Source organism: Microbacterium invictum (assembly GCF_014197265.1).
Lineage (GTDB): Bacteria > Actinomycetota > Actinomycetes > Actinomycetales > Microbacteriaceae > Microbacterium > Microbacterium invictum.
In genome coordinates, this window is the sequence record NZ_JACIFH010000001.1 from 1,935,412 (window position 1) to 1,956,599 (window position 21,188).

17 protein-coding genes and 1 pseudogene are annotated in these 21,188 nt (G+C 64.9%); 8 read left to right on the plus strand and 10 right to left on the minus strand.

Translation table 11 applies throughout. The annotated features are described in order from the left end of the window. The first annotated feature begins 74 nt into the window (after window positions 1–74). Genes BKA10_RS09170 through BKA10_RS09185 form a run of 4 tightly spaced genes read left to right on the plus strand, consistent with a single transcriptional unit; the run spans window position 75 to window position 4,322 of the window. Entirely contained in the window at window positions 75–890 is an 816-nt protein-coding gene (locus BKA10_RS09170) for a hypothetical protein (RefSeq protein WP_183499611.1), read from the plus strand. 2 nt (window positions 891–892) lie between these two features. Next, window positions 893–2,194, plus strand: a complete 1,302-nt coding sequence (locus tag BKA10_RS16900; protein WP_183499612.1) for an O-antigen ligase family protein — start codon at window positions 893–895, stop codon at window positions 2,192–2,194. Window positions 2,195–2,223: 29 nt separating this feature from the next. After that, window positions 2,224–3,099, plus strand: coding sequence for a glycosyltransferase (locus BKA10_RS09180; RefSeq protein ID WP_183499613.1), 876 nt, complete (start codon window positions 2,224–2,226; stop codon window positions 3,097–3,099). 29 nt (window positions 3,100–3,128) lie between these two features. After that, entirely contained in the window at window positions 3,129–4,322 is a 1,194-nt protein-coding gene (locus BKA10_RS09185) for a glycosyltransferase family 4 protein (protein ID WP_241739885.1), read from the plus strand. A gap of 29 nt (window positions 4,323–4,351) precedes the next feature. Here the strand turns inward: BKA10_RS09185 and BKA10_RS09190 are convergent, their stop codons facing one another. Continuing rightward, entirely contained in the window at window positions 4,352–5,884 is a 1,533-nt protein-coding gene (locus tag BKA10_RS09190) for an asparagine synthase-related protein (protein ID WP_183499615.1), read from the minus strand. A gap of 382 nt (window positions 5,885–6,266) precedes the next feature. On the opposite strand from BKA10_RS09190, the pseudogene BKA10_RS16905 reads away from it, so the two are divergent. The 4 genes and pseudogenes from BKA10_RS16905 to BKA10_RS09210 form a co-directional block, all read left to right on the plus strand. Then, a pseudogene (locus BKA10_RS16905) lies at window positions 6,267–6,449 on the plus strand (FAD-dependent oxidoreductase); the annotation flags it as partial. Between the two features lie 106 nt (window positions 6,450–6,555). Beyond that, a complete protein-coding gene (locus tag BKA10_RS16910; protein ID WP_366932109.1) occupies window positions 6,556–7,947 on the plus strand; it encodes a GMC family oxidoreductase in 1,392 nt (463 codons plus the stop codon). Between the two features lie 357 nt (window positions 7,948–8,304). Further along, window positions 8,305–9,867: an IS21 family transposase gene (gene istA, locus BKA10_RS09205; RefSeq protein WP_183498613.1), complete on the plus strand. Its 1,563-nt coding sequence runs from the start codon at window positions 8,305–8,307 to the stop codon at window positions 9,865–9,867. Beyond that, entirely contained in the window at window positions 9,864–10,610 is a 747-nt protein-coding gene (locus BKA10_RS09210) for an ATP-binding protein (protein WP_183498614.1), read from the plus strand. Before istA ends, BKA10_RS09210 begins: the two co-directional genes overlap by 4 nt. A gap of 121 nt (window positions 10,611–10,731) precedes the next feature. Here the strand turns inward: BKA10_RS09210 and BKA10_RS09215 are convergent, their stop codons facing one another. From BKA10_RS09215 to BKA10_RS09255, 9 genes are read right to left on the minus strand one after another with little or no spacing between them, the layout of a single operon-like run. Then, window positions 10,732–11,382 (minus strand): aldo/keto reductase, encoded by a 651-nt coding sequence (locus BKA10_RS09215; RefSeq protein ID WP_183499618.1) that lies wholly within the window; start codon window positions 11,380–11,382, stop codon window positions 10,732–10,734. A 31-nt stretch (window positions 11,383–11,413) separates the two neighbouring features. Next, window positions 11,414–11,674, minus strand: coding sequence for an acyl carrier protein (locus BKA10_RS09220; RefSeq protein WP_183499619.1), 261 nt, complete (start codon window positions 11,672–11,674; stop codon window positions 11,414–11,416). Window positions 11,675–11,689: 15 nt separating this feature from the next. Then, window positions 11,690–12,913, minus strand: a complete 1,224-nt coding sequence (locus BKA10_RS09225; protein WP_183499620.1) for a pyridoxal-dependent decarboxylase, exosortase A system-associated — start codon at window positions 12,911–12,913, stop codon at window positions 11,690–11,692. Continuing rightward, on the minus strand, window positions 12,910–14,472 hold the full coding sequence (locus BKA10_RS09230; protein ID WP_183499621.1) for an acyl-CoA ligase (AMP-forming), exosortase A system-associated: 1,563 nt from the start codon (window positions 14,470–14,472) through the stop codon (window positions 12,910–12,912). The genes BKA10_RS09225 and BKA10_RS09230 overlap by 4 nt, the downstream gene beginning before the upstream one ends. Then, window positions 14,469–15,797: a glycosyltransferase family 4 protein gene (locus BKA10_RS09235; RefSeq protein WP_183499622.1), complete on the minus strand. Its 1,329-nt coding sequence runs from the start codon at window positions 15,795–15,797 to the stop codon at window positions 14,469–14,471. The genes BKA10_RS09230 and BKA10_RS09235 overlap by 4 nt, the downstream gene beginning before the upstream one ends. Beyond that, on the minus strand, window positions 15,794–17,005 hold the full coding sequence (locus BKA10_RS09240; protein WP_183499623.1) for a rhamnosyltransferase WsaF family glycosyltransferase: 1,212 nt from the start codon (window positions 17,003–17,005) through the stop codon (window positions 15,794–15,796). The genes BKA10_RS09235 and BKA10_RS09240 overlap by 4 nt, the downstream gene beginning before the upstream one ends. Then, complete coding sequence (locus BKA10_RS09245) at window positions 17,002–18,399, minus strand: glycosyltransferase (RefSeq protein ID WP_183499624.1); 1,398 nt, start codon at window positions 18,397–18,399, stop codon at window positions 17,002–17,004. Before BKA10_RS09245 ends, BKA10_RS09240 begins: the two co-directional genes overlap by 4 nt. Beyond that, window positions 18,396–19,979 carry an oligosaccharide flippase family protein gene (locus BKA10_RS09250; protein ID WP_183499625.1) on the minus strand — a complete coding sequence of 528 codons (1,584 nt, stop codon included), beginning with the start codon at window positions 19,977–19,979 and terminating at the stop codon, window positions 18,396–18,398. Before BKA10_RS09250 ends, BKA10_RS09245 begins: the two co-directional genes overlap by 4 nt. Further along, a complete protein-coding gene (locus BKA10_RS09255; protein ID WP_183499626.1) occupies window positions 19,976–21,178 on the minus strand; it encodes a glycosyltransferase in 1,203 nt (400 codons plus the stop codon). The genes BKA10_RS09250 and BKA10_RS09255 overlap by 4 nt, the downstream gene beginning before the upstream one ends. Between the last annotated feature and the right edge of the window lie 10 nt (window positions 21,179–21,188).

Consider the following 21,188-nt stretch of genomic DNA (forward strand, 5'->3'; position numbering starts at 1 on the left):
CCCGATAATGAGACTAGTGCCATTCCGGTAGCCTCGCGCGGCCGGATGGGGAGGGCACTTGGGGGGGGATTGCTGTGATTTTGGACGTATTACGGGCACTGGGACGACGGTGGTACGTCGTCGTCGTCGGTCTCGCGTTGACAGTCGGGCTAGGCTACGGCGCGACCGAGATGAGTCCGCCCGAGTACAACGCTCGCGCGCTCGTTCTCTTGCTGCCCGGTGAAAATGCGCTCGGCGACGGCGGTAACCCACTCCTGGCGCTGGGAGGCCTGGAACAACCGGGCAGCATTGTGGTGGCGTATTTCGCGAGTGCCGCTGCGAAGGAAGAAGTGGCGGCAGTGTCGGACACCGCCAACTTCATCGTTGCGCTCGACGCGACCACTCGTGGCCCCGTCATCGGAATCGACGTCACCGACCAGTCGGCGGAGTCGACTACCGCTGCCCTTGACTTCCTGCTGCAGCGGGTGCCAACCGAGCTCGAACGACTACAGGTGGCAGTGGATGCCCCGCGTGAGTCGATCATCACCTCGATGCCCCTCGTAGCCGACAGTGAGCCACAGCTGGACTCGTCTGGCACGGTACGCCTCGGGATCGCCGCGATTGCCGTTGGGCTCGGCGCGACTGGGTTGGCTGCATTTGCACTTGACGGAATGATTCTGCGTCGACGCGCCCGACGCGCGGCGCCCACGGAGGATCCACGGCCGTCGAGCAAGCACGCTGGGCGAACGCGCCACGGAGGTCGCGACGAACCGGATCACCAGGACGATGCCCCTGCCCGTCGGGATCTCCACGACGAACCGCCGGCGGTCGCCTCCTCGCTCGACGGTTTCGACGAAGAGTTCACGCTCGACAGATATCCTCTGCCCGTCCGGGCAGGGCATACGAACTGAAAGTGTCAATCCAGCAAGCGGTCGCAACGAAGAGCCGCGCGGACGGGGTGGGGTGGCTCACCCTCTACCTGGTGTTGCTGCTATTCGTTCCGTCGCGACTAGTGTTCGGTCCGCTCGGTTCGGCGGGGGCTCCGTCGATGCTTTTCGGTCTTGGGAGCATGGCACTATGGATCTTCGTCTATCTCGGAGCGCCGCGGCGCATCGTCCACGAGTCCCAGCCGATCCGCATTGCGCTGGGCGTATTCCTCTTCTGCGTCGGCGTGAGCTATGCGCTCGCGATGACACATCCAATCAGCGGCGACGAAGTCAGCCCAGCTGATGTCGCAGTCCTCGCACTCATTTCATGGGTAGGGACACTTCTCCTGGCCCATGACGCGATCTCCGACCGTGGCAGGCTTGACACAATGCTGTGGCGCTTCGTGCTGTGCGGCGGGATCATCGCTGCGCTCGGACTCATCCAAGTCGTCACTCGACAACTGTGGGTTGATCAATTGACGATTCCCGGCCTAGTCAGCTCGGGCGGCTACGACTTGAGCACTCGAGGAGGGTACCCTCGGCCCGCCGGCACCGCCATCCATCCCATCGAGTACGGCGTCATTCTGGCAATGCTTCTGCCTCTGGCGCTGCACGTCGGTTTCTATCAGACACAACGCCCTGCGCTGGTGCGGTGGTTTCCTGCAGCCGCGCTGACCGCCATCATCCCACTGACGTCCTCACGATCTGCCTATCTGGGCGCTGCAATCGGGTTGATCGTGTGCTTGTTCGGATGGTCCCGGACCCGCCGGTTGAGGGTCCTTGGGGTGATCGTCGCAGGCGCTCTGATCATGGCGGTGATAGCCCCGAACTTCGTCACGTCCGTCGCCGGACTGTTCACGGGTGCGGGCGACGACCCGAGCGTCGAGTCGCGCACTGACAGCGTTCCGCTTGCGATGGAGTTCTTGGCACAGAATCCCTGGTTTGGGCGCGGGCTCGGGACATTCCTGCCCAAGTATCGGATCTTCGACAATCAATACTTGCTGCTCCTGGTCACAATCGGCATTGTCGGCACACTCGCATTCCTCGCGCTGGGCATCACCGCCGCGCTCACCTCGCTACGGCTCGGCTTTACTGTGCGCGACGAGGGTACGCGGGACCTGGCGATTGCGCTGTGCGCTGCCATCCTGGTCGGCTTCGTCTGTCTGTTCATGTTCGACGCCTTCGCATTTCCGATGACGATGGGCACCCTGTTTCTCACGATGGGCCTAGCAGGAGCACTCAGACGCGTCGAACACACTCGGTCCGAATTGGGGGCACTACTGCGATGAGAGACGTGAGTGTGGACATAGCCGCAGTGGTGGTCACGTACAACAGCGAGGCTCATATCGTTGATCTCCTCGACAGCATCCCCGCCGCGATGGGAGATCTCAACTACTCGGTGGTCGTCGTTGACAACGGCTCGAGCGATGGCACTCTGGGCGTTCTCGATTCGCGTGACGATTGCACAGTTGTGCGCTCGATCAACAGTGGCTATGCAGCGGGGATGAATCGGGCAGTGGCGGCATCGCCGGCTGCAGAGGCGATTCTCATCCTCAATCCAGACGCGACACTGGATGCGCACATGACGCCCATCATGCTGGACGTTTTGCGGAGGCCCGGGATCGGAGTCGTTGCCCCCCGTACACGTGAGGCCGATGGCAGATTGTCCCCCACCCTCCGCCGCGGGCCCACCTTGGGACGGGTAGGGGGACTGAGCTTCACCGGTTGGCCCGTGTTCACGGAACGGATCGAACAGCGACAAGCGTATGCCGCAGAACGCCCCGTCGACTGGGCAACCGGGGCGGTCCTTCTTGTGAGCGCGCGTTGTTACGCGCAGCTCGACGGTATGGATGAAAGCTACTTCCTCTACTCGGAGGAGACGGATTTCAGCCTGCGCGCGAAGGATGCGGGCTGGCTCACCGTCTACACACCTGACGCCGGAGCGATGCACGTCGGGGGCGGGTCGGGTGAGAGCGCTACCACTCACACGATGAAGAGTCTCAACCGCATCCGCCTCTATCGTCGTCGAACAGGAACGTTCCGCGCATCGGTCTACTACGGATTGACCGTCCTGATTGAGCTGCGACGCGCGGTCCTCGGGCACGACAAGTCCTGGCCCACTTTGAGGGCGCTGCTGCGCCCGTCATTGCGTCCGCCGCTGCTAAAGGCGGGCGAAAGCATCCTTCCGCGCTGACACCAGGAGCATCGATGAAGAAACTTCTAATGATCGCGCCCGCGTGCGACGGCGAAGACATCGGTGAGGCGTGGGTCGCGTTCCAGTGGGCGAAGCGTCTGTCCACGCGTTACGAGGTGACGTTGCTGACGACCTACAAGCGTGGCCACACCCCGATGACGCGGCAGCTCCCGAACGTTCGAGTCATCGAGTGGCAGGAGCCGCCGGGTATCGGGCGCTTCGAGCGCCTGAACAGCCTTTTGCAACCCGGGTACCTTCCCTTCTATGTTCGCGCACGACGCTGGATCCGCCGCCAGCTCGCGGCAGGCGAGCTGTTTGACCTCACTCACCAAGTGGTGCCGGTGGCGATGCGGTACCCGTCGCCAGCGGCTGGTCTCGGCATCCCGTTCGTGATCGGGCCGGTCGGCGGTAGCCTCGACTCCCCGCCGGCCTTTGCGGCCGAGGAAGGCGCCACTCCCTGGTACCAGCGATTACGAGGCCTCGATCGTTGGCGCATGCGGTCCGATCCGCTCTTGAGACGGACATACGAGTCGGCGGACTGCGTCGTCGGCGTCGCCGACTATGTGCGCGAGTTCCTCTCAGACCTGCGCATTCGCCGGTTCGAGATCCTCAGCGAAACAGCCGTCGAGAAGGTGCATGATCCCGTCGATCGTTCGGGCCGCGTCGGACCCGTTCGGCTGCTGCATGTCGGACGGACCGTACGCACCAAGGGCCTCCGCGATGTCATCCGCGCGATCAGCTCGGCGCGCGACCTCGACGTCGTCCTCGACGTCCTGGGAGACGGCAACGATCGCGGTGCGTGCGAGGAACTCATTGCGGAACTGGGCCTCGGCGACCGCATCACACTCCACGGCTCCGTGCCGCGCGAGGTGGTCGACGAGTTCTACCGTCGCGCCGATGTCTTCGTCTTCCCGAGCTACCGCGAACCGGGCGGAAACGTGGCGTTGGAGGCGATGTCGTGGGGGCTGCCGACGATCCTGTGCCGCAGGGGCGGTCCCGGGGCGAACGTCGACGCGTCCTGCGCGCTCCTCCTGGAGGCAGAGTCCCCGGAGCAACTCGCCGCGGACTGCGCTGTGGCCCTACGGAAGCTTGTTGGGGACCCCGACCTTCGCAACACAATGGGCGAGGCGGGCCGCCAGCGCGCACTCGCCACCCATTTATGGGAGCACCGGCTTACCAGAATGGATGATCTGTATGGCGAGCTCGCAGCTTCCAGCCCCTGACTGACCGCACCGCGCGGGCGTCTGATGCTCTACATGTCCGAGGTCGCGACGGCCAGGTTGGTGAGGAAGGCCACAGAGCTTGGACGCGGTTCAACATCCCCGGCGAGCATTGCACCCATCCATTCGCGTTCGATGAAGTCCAGCGACGCGAGCGTGGACAGGAGATCCGGATTCGCGCGCCAGTGAGTGACGACCTTTGCCGCGAGGATGTCCCCTCCCGCAGGTGGTCGGTTACCACGGCGCACGCGCTGAAGTGACTTTCGCACGAAGCGCTTGCCTGTGCTCAGCGTCTGTGCGACAGGCTGCCATGGCGACGGGTCTGCATAGGCTGCCGGCGCAGGCCTACCGTCGAGCGGCATGGCACCGAGTTCAGGGTCGAGTGCCATCTGCAACGACGCGAGGAAACGCGAACCTGCTTTGTCCTGCGGACTCAGCCGCGCCGCGATCTCAAGGAAACCGCGATCGAGCATGGGATTGATCACGATCCGTTGTGCGCTAACGGCTGTGTCAGTGGCTCCCGCCCAGCGCTGCATCCGGTGACGCAGATACAGCTCATCGGTCGCGCGGAACCACTCGTCGCCACCCGCCTGCAGCGCTTCGAATACTTCCCCTTCGGCTGCGTCGCGCGCCCATGCGGAGAACTCGTCGGTCAGCAGTCCAGGCTCGACGGACTCGTTCACGAACATCCGCCATGACGCGAGGCGTGACGCGTCCTTTCTCGTGTACGAACGGTCCACGACCCTTCCGACGTAGTAAAAGCCACGCGCAACCTCGCCACCTAGCCCCGAGATGCGCACACCCTGCGCGAATGATCGCTCTCCGATACCTAGTGCGGCGAGCGCGACCGGATCCGACATCGCGTCAAGCCGTATAGAAGCCTCGACGCAGAGGCGCCAGGCATCGGCAGGGCTCACGCCGTCAACGCTCGCCAGGTCTCGCACGTCATGCTCGAGCCCATACCGCGCGGAGATCTTCGCGGCGATCGAGACGTCGCCGCTCCCCGGAACGCCAAGCGTCATCGCGCGCAGCCCGCGCCGTCGTGACGGGGGGATCGCGCTGAGCAGGAGTCGAGAATCGAGGCCTCCGGTCAGTTGCAGGACGGCGTCAGGGTGATCGTCTAGGAGAGCCGCCAGAGATGTCCGTAGCAGCGTCGCTGCCTCCGCCACCGCATGTTCGACCCCCAAGGGATCATGGCTATGGCGTGCACCGTCTTCGACCGCGACCGGGCCACTATCGAGGCGGGCGACGGCCCCCGGGACGAGCTTCTCGACATCCTCGAAAAGCGTCCGTCGCCCGAGCTGCCAACCCAGTAGCGATTGGTTCCCGACCGCGACCTTGTCCAGCCCTGTCCCCCGCGCACGTCCGGCAGCCAGTGCCGAACTCGACAGAGCAGCGTTGCCGCCCGCCCCGGGTGCAGTGTGGAAGAGCTGCCGGAACCCCATCGAGTCGGCGACCATCGTTGTGCCGTGTTGATCATGGTGCATCGCTGCGAACGGAGGAAGAAGTCGTGTCAGGTTCACCGGTCCAGTGCGCATCTGGTCAGCGACAGCCATCAGTTCCACTGCCCCGCTCGACGTGCGAACGACGGGTGACAAGACGAGGACTTCAGAGAACCCGGCCGGGCTGCCCCAGCACCCTACGGCGAACTGGGTGCCCGCGACACGCGCGATCGGTGACCCGAAGTGCGAATCAGGCAGAGGCGCCGTCGAGGCGATGAAGCCCGGAAGCTCCGGGGAGTCCACGTGAGTCACAGCTGGCGGTGCTCCTGACCAAGGATGCGCGGGATGGGCTCGGAGGCCTGCGGGATGGTGTCTGACTATCAGTACTATATGGCCAGGGAAGCTCGCCGTGGCATTCGAGTGTTCGGTACCCGACGCGACGTGACAGACCACTTCGGACGTGCGCTCACGGGTATCGAGATGATCGCAAAAGAGGAGCGCAGAAGTGATTATTGACGCTCGCCGCAGGTTTCCGTCTACGCTCCCGCACTCCGACGTCTGCATTGTCGGAGGCGGACCGGCGGGCATCTCACTCGCGCTTCAACTCGAAGAGCGCGGGCATACCGTCCTATTGATCGAGTCGGGCGGAGTACGTGAGACGGAACGATCGCGGGACTTCAACAGAGGCAGTGCCGACCCGGTCGACAGCCATGAACCCCTAGACGAAAATCGGCGTCGGCAGTGGGGCGGGGGCCTCCGCTGTTTGGGGCGGCCGCTGCATCCCCTTCGATGCTGTGGATTTCGAAGAACGCCCCTGGGTGCCATTGAGCGGATGGCCTTTTCCACGAGAACATCTGACCCGCTACCTCAAAGTGGCCATGACCCTGTGCGAGGCGGGTACGTACTCCTTCGACGCGAGGATGGCGCGCTCTGCCACGCCAGAGCTCTTCCCCGGGCTTGATGGCGACGGCATCGTGACCTATCCGCTTGAGAGGTGGAGTCCCCCCACGCATTTTGGTAAACGCTACCGTCGCCGCATGGCGTCGTCGAGTTCGATCAGTGTGCTGCTCAACGCGACGTGCACACACATTCAACTGGCGGCGAGCGGCCAATCTGTTGATCACATCGTGGTCAACAGGACCATGGACGATAGCCGGGCGGTGTACGCTCGCCGATTTGTACTCGCCGCCGGCGGATTAGAGAATGCACGCCTCCTGCTTTCGGCCGACGACGTCGCACCGACCGGCGTCGGAAACACCACCGATTGTGTCGACCGCTTTTACCAAACGCATGTATTCGGCTGCTTTGCCTCTGTCCAGCTCAATCCCGGCTCTCCGCGTGCGCACGTCGCGTTCGACCGAGACGCTCAGGGTGTCTATTTCAGACGGCGAATCTGGTTCACGCCGGACGCTCAGGAGCAGCATCAAGTGTTGAATACTGTCTTCTTCCCCGTCCGGCCGCCCACCGGCGCGACGGGACACCGAAGCGCGCTTTTCTCGGGCGTCTATCTCGTCAAGATGTTGCTCGCTGCGGCACGCCGTCCCACAAAAGCAGCCTCGTTGCTCCGTGACGAAAAGGAGTCGGTCAAGAGTCACGCGGCGGTGTTCTTTCGCCATCTCCCCAGCGCCGTGCCCGAGCTCTACCGCGCTTTCAGCGGGCGGTACATTGGTACCCGACGTCTTCCCGCGGTTCTTCCTGCAGATGGGCTCTCTTCCTATCACCTGCAGTTTCAAGCCGAACAAGTGCCGAACGCCGATGCTCGAGTGACGCTTGGGCAACGCCTCGATGACCTAGGCATGCGACGACTTGTAGTCTCACCGTCATCAACTGCACTCGACATCGAGAGCGTTGTTCGGACGCACAAACTGCTCGACGTGCGTCTGCGGTCGTCCGGTCTTGGCAAGCTGGTGTTCGACGAAGATGAGCTCAGACGATCGATCGAAGACGCCATGGTTCATGTCAATTCAGGCGCCCATCACATCGGCACCACTCGGATGTCTGACGACCCGACTCGGGGTGTCGTTGATCGCAACTGCAAGGTTCACAACATCGACAACCTCTACCTGACAGGAGCGTCGGTCATGCCGACGTCCGGGCATGCCAACCCCACATTGACGATCGTGGCGCTGGCGATCAGGCTGGGAGAGCATCTGGCCGAGTCCACCCACGGCGCTTCAACCCGCTAGATCCCGTCGCGCCACGGGGGCATCGAATGCGGATGCGTTCACTCGAAGGTGTTCCGGGTTCGACGTTCCAGTGAGCACCACGCGCACCCCAGGGATGGCTGCTGCGAGACGCAAACGACGCTGATGCAAGGAATACTTTGGCTCTGGTGCGCGGCCGGTCTCTGCGCCCGCAACCGTTCCCATCAAACCCATGACTGAGTATTCGCTCCTCTGAGGGCCACTGATATTGCGGTTCAGGGCCACTCGCTCATCGACGCGATCGTGTCGGTGAGGGCCACCGAATATTGGGGTTGAGGGCCACCGTTCCTAGGCTCCTTCTGCCGCGTGGCCAATCACACGGCAGAAGGAGTGATTCGGATGGTACGCAAGATCAAGGCGAAGCTGGTGCTTCGGCTTCGCGCGGAGGGGTTCACGGGGAGGCAGATCGCCGCGCAGGGCATGTCCCGGACGAGTGTGGCGGCGGTCATCGACGCCGCCGACCGGGAAGGGATCGGTTGGGACGACGTCGCCAAGCTCGAGGAAGCGGACGTGTATGCGCGGCTGTTTCCTGGTCGTGGTGAACATGACAGCGTTCACGCGCAGCCGGACTGGGACAGGGTGCACCGGGAGCTCGCGCGGGTCGGGGTGACGCTGAAGCTGCTGCATGGCGAGTATGTCGACGCCTGCCGGGCGGCGGGATCGACGGCGATGGGATACGACAGGTTCTGCAAGGCCTACCAGCAGCACGTCCTCATCTCCGGGGCGGCGTCGCGGGTGGGGCACAAGGCGGGGCAGACGGTCGAGGTCGACTGGTCGGGCAAGACGATGCAGCTGACCGACCCGGTCACCGGGCAGCAGACGCGGGTCTACTTGTTCGTTGCGACGCTGCCGTTCTCCCGCTACTCGTTCGTGGAGCCGACGCTGGACATGCAGCAGGACGCCTGGTTGCGCGCGCACGTGTCGATGTTCGACTGGTTCGGCGGGAGTGTCCCGCGTGTCGTCCCGGACAACCTCAAGACCGGGGTGCTGAAGCACCCGGCGGAAGGTGAGGTGGTGCTCAACGATGCGTATCGGGAACTCGCGGCGCACTACTCCGCGGCGGTGCTCCCGGGGCGGGTGAAGAAGCCGAAAGACAAGGCCAGTGTCGAGAACACGGTCGGGAACGTCGCGACCTGGGTGATCGCATCCCTCCGCGACCGAAGCTTCGCGAGCTTGGCGGAGTTGCGGGCGGTCGTCTACGAACGCGTGGCCGCTTACAACGCGGAGCCGTTCCAAAAGCGCGCCGGGTCAAGGCTGAGCGTGTTCGACTCGGAGGAGAAGCCGCTGCTGCGGCCGCTTCCGGTGGTCCCGTTTGAGATCTCGAGGTGGTTCTACCGGCGCCGGGTTCAGAAGAACGGGCACGTCGTGTTCGAGCGCAACTTCTACTCCGTGCCCTACCCGAACATCGGTCGGAGTGTTGATCTGCGGGTCACCGACACCACGGTCGAGATCTTCGCCGGGCAGGAGCGGCTGACGAGCCACCTGCTCGCTCCGGTCGGGATGGTGAACGAGTATCGCACCCACGACAGCGATCTGCCCGACGGTCCCCGCTACCGGCAATGGGACGCCGAACGTGTTCGCGAGTGGGCGGGCCGGATCGGGGAGGACACCACGATCGTGGTGAATCGGATCTTCGAGTCCGTGCCCGTCGACGAGCAGGGCCTGGACGCGGCTTTGGCGGTGTTGCGGCTCACCCGCCGCTACTCCGCCGCTCGGGTCGAAGCCGCCGCCGGGATCGCCCTCGCGTCCCGGGTGAGATCTCCGCGCTACGCGCATCTGCGGCCCATCCTCGAGACGAACCAGGACCAACCCGACGGGAGGAGCCCATGGGCTGAACCCGCGACTACGGGGCCGACCGGATACGTCCGCGGCGCGGACTACTACGCCGGTGACATCCGATGAGCCGGCTCGACTCGGAGACGAAGCGGAAGCTGCGTGAGATGGGGGTGACGTCGCTGGTCGACGCGTTCGAGGTCCAGGACGACAGCCTCACGTTGGGAATGGCGTTCGAAGAACGCGTCAAGCTCGCCGTCGACGACGCCCACGCCACCTTCACCCACGCCAAGGTCGAAGGCCTCATCCGGCGGGCCGGTCTCCGCTACCCGAACGCGGACCTGCGGCGAGTCGACCTGCTCGAGCAGCGGGGTCTTGACCGCGGGGTGATCGCGCAACTCGGCACCTGCCAGTTCATCACCCGGCAGCAGAACGTCGTCTTCCAAGGCTTCACCGGGTCCGGGAAGAGCTACCTCGGATCGGCGTTGGCGAAGCAGGCCTGTCAGCACCGCTACCGGGCGCACTACATCCGCATGCCCGACCTCGAAGAATCCTGGGCCACCGCCCGCGACCGGCCCGCGGGGAAGGAGAAGTGGCTCCGCAAATACGCGGCGTTCACGCTCCTCGTGATCGACGAATGGCTCCTCGACAACCCCGATGACAGCGTTCGCGGCATGCTGCTCGAGCTGCTCGAGCGCCGCTACGACGCCACCTCGACGGTGTTCTGCACCCAGTACGCGAAGAAGGACTGGCACCAACGCCTCGGCGGCGGAGTCCACGCCGACGCGATCATGGACCGCATCGTCCACAACACCATCTGGATCGAGACCGGCAGCACCAACATGCGCGAACACACCGCCAGGACGGCCTGACCGGCGCCGGTGAGCGTTGCCATCACCGGGTGGCGCTCACCGGCAATACCGGGCGGCCCTGAATCGCAATATCGAGTGGCACTGAACCCCAATATCGACTGGCCCTCAACCCTTCAAATACTCACATGACATGGTTAGCGATCACCTCGAAATCGACCAGCGCACCCGGGGTCTTACCAGCCGCACTCGACGGGTTCACTGCAGTTTCGACGCATGTGCTCCCCCACGCGCCGTGGACGCCCCGGATGAGGTTCAGATCGTCGCTCGATACGCCGAATTCCGCTATGAGTCCGCTCTTCTGCGCGCTTTGAAGCGCCTCCCATGTCTCCTTCTCGTTCACAATCGTCGAGGGCGGCAGATGGAGAAGAAATATTTCTATGCGCTCTCTGCGGAGTCGGTTCAAGCTCCGTTCGATCCTCCGCCGTAGACGTTTGGGGTCCAGGACATATTCGTTGCGCAACGCCTGTTTCAACTTCTTCGCCGGTTGGTTGACAACGCGAAACGGGCCCGGCAGATCGACTGTGGGCAATCCGGTCTTCGTCGTGACTATCCATCGGTGGGTGTCTTGAGCCGTAAGTTCGCCTGTCCAGCGTTCAGCAGCGGTCGACCCATATGTATCCGCGGTGTCCAAAAAGTTGATCCCGCAGTCGCGGGCGACGTTGAACAACCGTTGAGCATCGGCCCTGCTACGACCTGCACCCATCGACGCGAGCCGCGATGTCCCCAGCCCCAGTATCGCCGCCTCGAACCCAGCTATGGTCCGTCGTTCCATCGCGCCACTCCTCCCGTGCGCTCAGGCGCCGTCAGGCGAGCTTGGCGTCCACGAAGCTGCGCAGCGAGCCGACCGTCTCGAACAGCTCGGCGCCGAACTCGTCATCGTCGATCGTGATGTCGAAGCGGTCTTCGATTGCGCCGACGAGGGCAACGACGCCGAACGAGTCCAACTCGGGCAGCGCACCGAACAGGGCAGTGTCGGGTTGCAGCTCTTCGGGGCGCTGCGACAGCTCGAGGGCTTCGATCAGCACGGCGCGCACAGCGCCGAGGGTATCGGTATCGGTGGTCATCGATTCTCCTTTGTGTCAGACGAGGACTTCGGCCGGCGCGGGGTGGCCGAGGAACGCGGTGGGGCTGGCGGTGAGCCCGTAGGCCCCCTGCTGGAAGATGACGATGAGGTCGTCGATGTCGGCATCGGGCAGTTCGATGTCGTCGCCGAGCAGATCGAGCGGCGTGCACAGGCAGCCGACGACGGTGACGGCGTCGGCGCCGACCAGCGCGGCACGGTTGCCCACGGCGACGGGATAGTTGCGCCGGATGGCCTGACCGAAGTTTCCGGATGCCGCGAGCTGATGATGCATGCCGCCGTCGACCACGAGGAACGTCTTGCCGCGCGAGACCTTACGGTCGACGACACGCGTGACGTAGACGCCGCATTCGCCGACGAGGAATCGCCCGAGCTCGATGACCGGGCTCGCCTCGGGAAAGCGTTCGGCGATCGGACCGTCGACGAGGTCGTGAAGGTTCGCGGCGACGGTCTCGAGGTCGAGCGGCTGGTCCTTCTCGGTGTACGGGATGCCAAATCCGCCGCCGAGGTTCAGGTAGCGCAGGGGGCCCGGCAGGTGGGCGGCGAGTTCGGTGACGAGGTCGACGGTGCGGCGCTGCGCTTCGGCGATGATCTCGGCGGTGAGGTTCTGCGAGCCGGCGAAGACGTGGAAGCCGATAACATCGACCGATCCGGCGAACTCCATGAGTGCAGCCGGAACTTGCTCGGCGTCGATGCCGAACTGCTGGGGTCCCCCGCCCATGCGCATGCCCGAGCCCTTGACCGCGAAGTCCGGGTTCACCCGAACGGCGATCTGCGGCTGCAGGCCCAGCTCCTCCCCCGCGGCCACGACGCGGCGCAGCTCGGTCGGCGACTCCACCTCGACGATGATCCCCGCCGCGACCGCCTGACGGATTTCAGCGGGCGTCTTGCCCGGCCCCGCGAAGCTCACCCGGTCGGGCCGGATCGTCGAGTCGAGCGCGTGCTGCATCTCGCCCGCCGAGGCGACGTCGATGCGGTCGACCCGGCCGGCGAGGTGTTGCACGATCGCCGGCATCGGGTTGGCCTTCATGGCGTAACTCAGTTCGACGCGGGCCGGAAGCAGCCGGCGCAGCAGGTCGACGCGAGCGTCGAGCAGCCCCCGGTCGTAGGCGAAGAAGGGGGTCGTGCCCACCCGCGCGGCCACTCTGCTGACCGGCATTCCGCCGAGGCGGAGTTCGCCGTCGACGGTGCCGAATGAGGCGACGTGTTCGTGGGGTTTCATGCCGATACCTCTGATGCTATGCGTGGACGGTCGAACTTGCCGTTGGGCGACCGGGGCAGATCGTCGCGGATGTCGACCCGCGCCGGCAGCATGTACGCCGGCAACAGGGGACGCAGCGCAGCGATCACGGCACCCTCGTCCAGACCCTGACCCGCCGACGTCACCACCAGCACGATGCGCTGGCCGAGCGCCGGGTCATCGACGCCGATCGCGACGACGTCGCGGACGAGGCCGGTGCTATACGCCGCCTCCTCCACCTCGGTCGGGCTCACGCGGTAGCCCGAGGTCTTGATCATGTCGTCGGCGCGTCCGACGAAGGAGAGGAACCCGTCGTCGTCGGCCACGACGGTGTCACCGGACCAGACCGCCAGTTCGGGAGCGCGCCAGTCCTGCCCGGGGTGATGCACCGGGCGGAACCGCTCGGCGGTGCGCTGCGGGTCGTTCCAGTAGCCGAGTGCGACGAGGGCGCCCCGGTGCACGAGCTCGCCGTGCTCACCGGGCGCGCACGGCGTGCCATCGGGGCGCAGCACGAGGACCTCCGCGTTCGGGATCGCCTTGCCGATCGACCCGGGGCGGCGGTCGACCTCGGCGGGATCGAGATAGGTCGAGCGGAATGCCTCGGTCAGTCCGTACATCAGATACGGGGCGGCCTCGGTGAAGATGCCACGGAGGGCGTCGAGGGTCGGCCGCGGCATCCGCCCGCCGGTGTTCGCCCAGTAGCGCAGCCGACCGGCGGTCTCTTCGGGCCACGGAACCGCGGCCAGCTGCAGCCACAGCGGGGGCACGCAGGTGAGTCCCGTGACCGCGTGCCGCTCGCACAGCTTCACGACGTCGCGGGGCAGCAGGTAGTTCATGAGCACGCAGTGCGCGCCGACGGCGAGCGCGGTGGTGACCTGGCTGAGGCCGGCGTCGAAGCTCAGTGGCAGGACGCTCAGAATGACATCAGCACTGGTGTTGTGCAGGTAGGTGCTGACACTCTCGGCGCCGACGATCAGGTTGCGGTGGCTCAGCACGACTCCCTTGGGTTTGCCGGTGCTTCCGGAGGTGTAGAGGATGGCCGCCGGGTCCATGTCGATCGCCGCCGACGGGGACGGTGTCCCGGCAGCGGTCTGCCCGTCGTTCCACCCGTGCACGCCGTGGTCTCCGGATGCCGGGGGCACGGCGTCGCCGACGATGACGACCTGCGCGATCTCGGTGCCGGCCAGCACGGTCGCAAGCTGCGCCAGCCGGTCGGTGGAGGTGATGAGGATGCGGGCGCCGCTGTCAGAGAGGATGTGGCCGACCTGGGCGGGCTTGAGCACGTGGTTGATCGGCACGAATACGCCACCTGCCGCCGACGTCGCGAAGATCGCGGCGACGGTCTCAAGTCGCTTCTCGAGGTAGATCGCGACGCGGTCGCCACGGCCCAGCCCGATCGCCTGCAGCTGTGCGGCCGCCGCCGACGCCGCCTGCCAGGCCTGGGCATACGTCTGGGTCACCGCTTGGTAGGTCAGCGCCGGGTCGTCGGGATGCGACGCGGCACGCTGTGCGAGCAGGTCGTGGACGTGCGTCCGGGTCATGGAGCCCTCCGCTCTCGAAGGTAGCGGCCGAACTCAATGTCGTCACCGAGCGGAACGTATCGTCGCCCCTCCGCGTCGGCGTCTCTGACCTGATCGACGGCCGGGACTGCCGGACCCGACTGCGAGTACCCCGACAACTGGTCGAAGACGGCGACATAGGCCTCGGCCTGCGGCCGCCAATCGAGCACGCTTGCCACCCGCTCACGCGCCCGACGGCCGATCTCAGCACGGCGACCCGGGTCGTCAGCCAGCGACTCCACCGCGTCGGCGAACGCCGCGATGTCGCCCGAGGGGACGTACTGCACGCAGTCGTCGCCCGACACCCGCGTCTCGGTGAGATCGAACGACACCGATGGAAGTCCGTAGGCCATGTACTCCATCGTCTTGTTCATGGTCGACACATTGTTGAGCGGCGTATTCAGATCGGGGCTCAGCCCGATGTCTGCAGCGCTGAAGTGCTCGGCGAGAACCACCCGATCGACGCGCCCGGTGAAGGTGACGTGTGCGTCGAGGTCGAGCTTGGTCGACTGCGACTTGAGATCTTCCAGGCAGTCACCGAACCCGAGCAGCTTCACCCTGATATCGGTGCGACCGCGTTTGTGGACGAGCTCGTCCATCACGAGCAGGATCTGATCGACGTCGTCTTGCGGACCCATGATGCCGACGTAGGCGAGGTTGATGGTGCCCTCCGGATGCGGGTGCTGAGGGTAGATGGGACGCATCTGCTCAGTGTCCGGGCCACTGCGCACTACGGTCACGTGGCCGGGCCGACGGTCACCGCGACGAACAGCAATGGCTTTGTACGACTCGTTCGTGGAGATGATGCGATCGGCAGCGCGGAAGGTGCGACGCTCGAGCCACACCAGCCCGCGATACTCCAGGTTCTTGAGGACACCGTTGGGTTGACCGAACCGCGAGATGAACAACTCGGGGTTGAGATCGTGGTGGTCGAACACGAACCGCACCCCGAACGGCCGCCACAGCAGGGCGAGCAGCCAATAGGTGTCGGGCGGGTTGCACGCCTGGATGATGTCGAAGCGTGCGCGGCGGCGTGCCGCGAGTGTGAGCCATGCGGTGCGCACCCAGCTGTATGCGAACTCCCAGACGAAACCGAGAAGACCTCGCGCCTCGGGTGCGGGCCGGTACTTGTATATGTCGACACCGTCGATGTGCTGACGTGCTGGATCGCCAGGCCCCTTCGGACAGATGACGCTGACCCGATACCCCCGCGCGATGAGCGCCTGGCATTCGAGCCAAACGCGCCGGTCGAGTGGGACTGGCAGGTTCTGCACGATGATCAGGATGTGTGGCGCGAGCTTCGTCATACCCCGTACACCTCTTCCTCGATGATTCGGACGACCGCTTCCTGAGTGGGTACCCATGAGCGGCCGACCACCGATGCTGCGGCTTCGTGAGCCCTCTCGTCGACATCGGCGGCGGACACCGCTTGACCCAATTGACTGGCGAGTGCTTCCCCCGTCGGGTCTGCCCAACGCACATGTGGATTCGCGAGCACGAGGTGGGCCGCCGCCAGATCGTTTACGACCGGGATATTGCCGGCCGCGAGCATCTCTTCCGCCACCAGTGTGATGTTTGTGAACGACATGGCCAGACCAGCAACGGTCCGGCCGTACAGCGAATTGAGCTCCGCGGTCGTCAATCGGCCATGGAAAGTGTGGGGCACGTCGAGGCCGCGTGGGGCGGCGCCGTAGACGTGTATCTCCTGGTCGGGGTGCGACTGGTGAAAAAGCCTCAAGGCGACGGCAGCGATCTGATAGCCGCGCCGAGCGAAATCCGGGCGCGAGAAGAACACGATCCCACTTCTGCGGGTTCCTGCAGGAGGCGGACCGTATACGGATGAGTCACAGCCAAACGGCACCAGATCGGTGGTGACGCCGGTCTGGTCACGGATCATGTGGTCCAGCATCTCCCCCAAAGCAATCCGTCGGAAGGGCAGGCGATACGTCATCGCCGCGAGCTCATACTCGGCACCGTGGCCATAGAAGAATGGTTCATAGTCTTGGATGAAATACAGCCGTCGCACTGGTCCTGCCGCATAACGCGCCACAAGGTGGACAGTTTCCCAGCCCGAGGCGACGATCGCATCGATCTTGCCGGCCCCGTGCGTGATGTCCCGCACCTCCGCTCGCAGGCGAGGCCAGTGTTCCCGGACGACGTCGGCGCAGGCGTTGACGTTCAGCCCATGCTTGTCATACAGGTAGAGCACGCAGCGGTGGCCGCGCTGTTCGAGCGCTTCGACCATGCGAAACAGCGTGGTATGTCCACCGGAGCCCGGTGCCGGCGGGGTGCAGACCCAGGCGATCGTCAGGATCGCTCCGTTCTCCGGTCGTTCTTCAGGCACGGGAAGCGAGTCAGGGACGGCGGTGAGGATGTCCTCGAAGGAGAGGTTGAACGAAAGTTCCGCGGCACCCGTCTTCAGATACAACCGTTGCGCCAATCGCTGAGCGATGCCGGTCAGTCCGACCTTTCGTGCTCGCTTCACCTTGGCAGAAAATCCGGTCAGCGCGCTCATGAGGTCTCCTTCTCGCTTAGATCCTGAGCCGTAGCCCCATCCATCGAGACAGCGACCTCGCGGAGCAACGCGGCGTGACCCTCTGTCATCTCATGCATGAGCGCGTGAATCGGCTGTGTTGGTGGCCGGTCTCCGTTGCGGACGCGCGCGGCTACAGCTGTGATTGCCGCACCGAGTTCGTTGGCATTCGCTTGCCGCCTACTACGCCGTCGCGCCCTCGCGACCACGGCATCGGAAACATCTTCGGCGGAACCGCATGCGTTAGCGACCAGCACGGAGTGCGCGGGGTCTCGCGCCACGAGTTCGCGAGCACCACCGAAGTCTGCGAGAACCAGGGGAAGTCCCATCGCGGACGCTTCAGTGGCTGCCACGGGCCAGCCCTCGAAGAAGGAATCGAGCACAAATCCGTCGGCTGCCGATAGCAATGAACGCGCATCAGAGGATGCCAGCAGGCTGACGCGTCCGGCATGACGACTGCAGCGACGGATCGCATCAGCTCGACGGACCTCCGCCCAATCTGATGGCTCGCCTGCCACGACGAGGCGGATGCTCCGATCCTCGACCGACGACAGGAACGACGCGACAAGGCCCGCCAGGTTCTTCTGCGAATCAAACCGGGCCAAACACACGAAGACGACGTCATCACCCAGGTCTGTTCTCAGAACTTCGGCAAGTCGAGCCCTGGCCGTCTCTCGCTGCTCGCGACTCGGGGTAACCGCCCCCGCCGGAATCGCATTGCCTACGACGCGAATGCGGTCGCCGAGCGACGGTGGCAACTGCTTGTAGTGATAGGCGCGAACCGTCTCGCTCACCGCGATGGCGGCGGGGGCCGCCGCAAGCAGTCGGGCAAGACGCCGCCATCGCGCCCGTGAGTGGTGGATCTCCATGTTGTGCAAGACAGGAATGAACGGGATCCCTGAGGCGATCGCGGCTTCCTCAAGGCTCTCGGGCGCGCCATGCAATTGGATGACCGACGGCGCGAGGTCACGAAGCACTTGGCGGGCGTCGAGGTCGGTGCCGACGACGACGACCTTCAATCCGAGCCCGCGCAGACGATCCGCTCGTGTTCCGGAGTGCGTTGTGACGATCACCGGACGGAGACCGGCCGATGACAGGGCCGCCGCGAGGATCTCCACTACCGAGCCGATGCCCCCCACGTCCATCGAACCGGTAAGGAGCGCGCAACTCACTGGCGCCTCGCCTGCTCCGATGGCTGGCATGCGTGGTTCGGAGAGCCTCACGACGCTCGGGAGGAAATCGAGCGGTCGCGCGAGAAATCGCCGCGTGATGCGGTGCACATACCCGTAGCGGATGCGTGGCGGGAGAAAGTCGCTGCATGTGACGACGGCACCGAAGAGCGCCGCCGCCGCGTGAACCCGCGCTTTAGCGATCAATGCTGACCTCCGATTCGCGCTATCAGCGGCAGCCTCGCTCCTAGACGAGTGCGCGCGACCATCGAAATCGCGTCGACGAGCACGGGCCGGGCTGTGAGCAGACTCACCGCCAGATGCACGATGGTGACGGTCAGGCCAACGAGCACCAGGGCAAGAACTCCTGGGAGCTGGGCGGTAAGCATCATGGTTCCCCAGCCGGCTCCGCCGGCAATCGCGACGACCGAGATGAGGAAGAGGAAGGGTCGCAACAGCACCTTGGGTCGCACCGACAATGCTCGGCCGACAAGAAACCATCGCGCGACCGTGGCAACCGTCGCCACCCCGAGAAACCCTGTCGCGATCGCGACGAGGCCCCACCGTGCCGTCACCATCGTGGTCGCCAGCGTCACGGCATCGGTCACGAGAGCATAGACAAACCACGTACCCGGCTTCCCGATGCCGTAGAACAATCCGTGGTCGAGCCAAGCCGCCACCGAAAGCGTACCGGCGAGCGCAAGCACCTGGGCAACGGGGATGCTCTGGCTCCAGCCCGCACCGAACAAGATCGGGACGATCAGCGGCGCCGCGACTGCGACCAAAGTCAATGGGAGGGAGAGCACCAGGTAGACGAGCCTGAGAGCACGCAGATACGAACTGCGCAGTCTCTCCGCGGATTCCCTCACCTTCGCGAACGCGACGTTCGTGACGGGGACGATCGCACTGCCGGTGAGATCCTGCACGATCTGCACGAGTCGCTGCGCCACGCTCATGAACCCGAGCGCCGCCGCTCCCAGCACGGCGGAGGTTATCGCCGCCTCGCCCCAAGCGCGCGTCATTGCGACGAACTCGACGCCAAGCACCTTCCCACCGAAAGTCGACAGTCGGCCGAACTCTGTGCCGGCAAACGACCACCGCGGCCGCCATCCGGCGGTGACCCAGATGAGAATCGTCGATACCGCCGCTCCCACGAGGGTCTGTGCCACGAGGGCCCAGACCCCAAACCCGGTGAATGCCAAGATCAGCGCGACGATCTGGGCGATGACCGCCGCGGCGGCGCCTTGTGCTGCTATGACGGCAAAACGCATCTGCCGGCGGACGATCGCCGTGGGCACCGAGCCGACCGCCGTGATGACGACCCAAATCGAGAGTGCCTGCAGCACGGGTGCCACTGTCTCGTTGCCGAAGACCTGGCCCATCAGCGGTGCCCCGAGCCAGAGCAGACCGCACAATACAATGCCCGCAACGAGCGAGAACCAGAAGGCCGTGCTCAACATCCGCTCTGTCGTCTTTGCAACCTGCACAATGTACGCGGCAAAGCCGAGGTCCGCGAGGAGATAAAAGAACGGAAGGACCGTCGAAGCCGCAGCGAGGGTGCCGAAGTCCTCCGGTGCCAGCAAGCGGGTCAGGATTGCGATCGTGACAAAGCTGAAGAGACGGACCACCCATTTCTGAGCTGTAAGCCAGAGCACCCCGCCGGTTGCGGCACGACCGACGTCCGTTTGCGGACGCACAGTCGCGTCGGTGTCGATCGATGCGACGATCGCAGTCTCGACGGCCCATGACTCCGCTGTCGATGGGGCTGTTTCCCGGTCGTCGCTCACGAAGACACCCCATCGTCATCCGCCACGTGGAGACCCGCTCGACGAGCGACTTTGCGAAGCATGATACCGATTTCCGGCGCCAGGTCTGCAACCCAACGGCGAGCTCCATACGACGTGGCGGCGACCCGGTAGAAGTCGGCGAGTCGGTGCGACATTGCCGTCAAGCCGAAGCGTGCGACAGCGAAACGCCTGCCGAAGTCGCCGAGTTCGCTGCGTCGAGACGGGTCCTCGAGCAGCGGGCGGACGATTCCCACCAGTCGCTCCACCGCCGCTACCACCTCCTCGGCGCTCCAGTAGCTGTTGCGAGCGAGCGTTTCGGCAGTGGATTCCTCGAAAAGCTGGGACCAGCCTGCTTCGCCTTGCACGACGAGCGGTTTACCCGCGGCGAGTGAACGTGCTGCCGAGCCCCCCATTCCGAGCATGATGTCGGAAGCGGCATATGCTGGCCGCGGGTCGGCCATAGCACCGATGCAACGAACCGCTGCCCGCCCCACTGATTCATTCACGCGTGCGGCCATCGCCCGCAGGCGGGGTGCATCGTCACCGGTGCCGACGACGACGAGCGTGGCGACGTCAGCGAGGTCGCGCATCGCTTCGATCGCCACGCCGATGGGCAACGACTTCATGCTCGCGTCCAGACGGCTGACGATCACGAGGAGATCGCCCTCCAAGTCGTATTCGGTCCGGAAAACCTCACCCGATGCGACGTCAGGGCGATCCGCGTCCGTGTCGACCGGCGGGCTGATGAGTATGGTCGGGGCCGGCCGATCGCGCAGATCATCGATGAGATAGCCGGTCCCTACAACCAGCGGCATATGCCGTTTGATCTTCGGCGACACCTCCATTTCGTAGACCGTCTGAACCCAGGGGCGCCGCCCGATGCACGCGAAACCCCAATACGTCGGACGCGCCCCTCCACCCCAGGATCCATAGACATGGACAAGTTCCGCACGGTGGCGCTTCGCGATCTCGCGCACTTGTCGGCCGCGTGCGAGGATCGACGTCTTCGGCTCGTAGGTCTCTATTGCGATCCCTCGGCGCTCTGCGAAGTCCAGCAGGGATGGCCCCGCAGGTACCGTATCCCGCGCGCCGAGGAGAATCGAGTCGACGCCGAACGCACGCGCCGCAACCGCGAAGTCGACGGCGTTGATCTGGGTGCCGCCGAGTTCGAGGCTGTTCAGGTGGACGAGTACGCGCATGATGACCGGT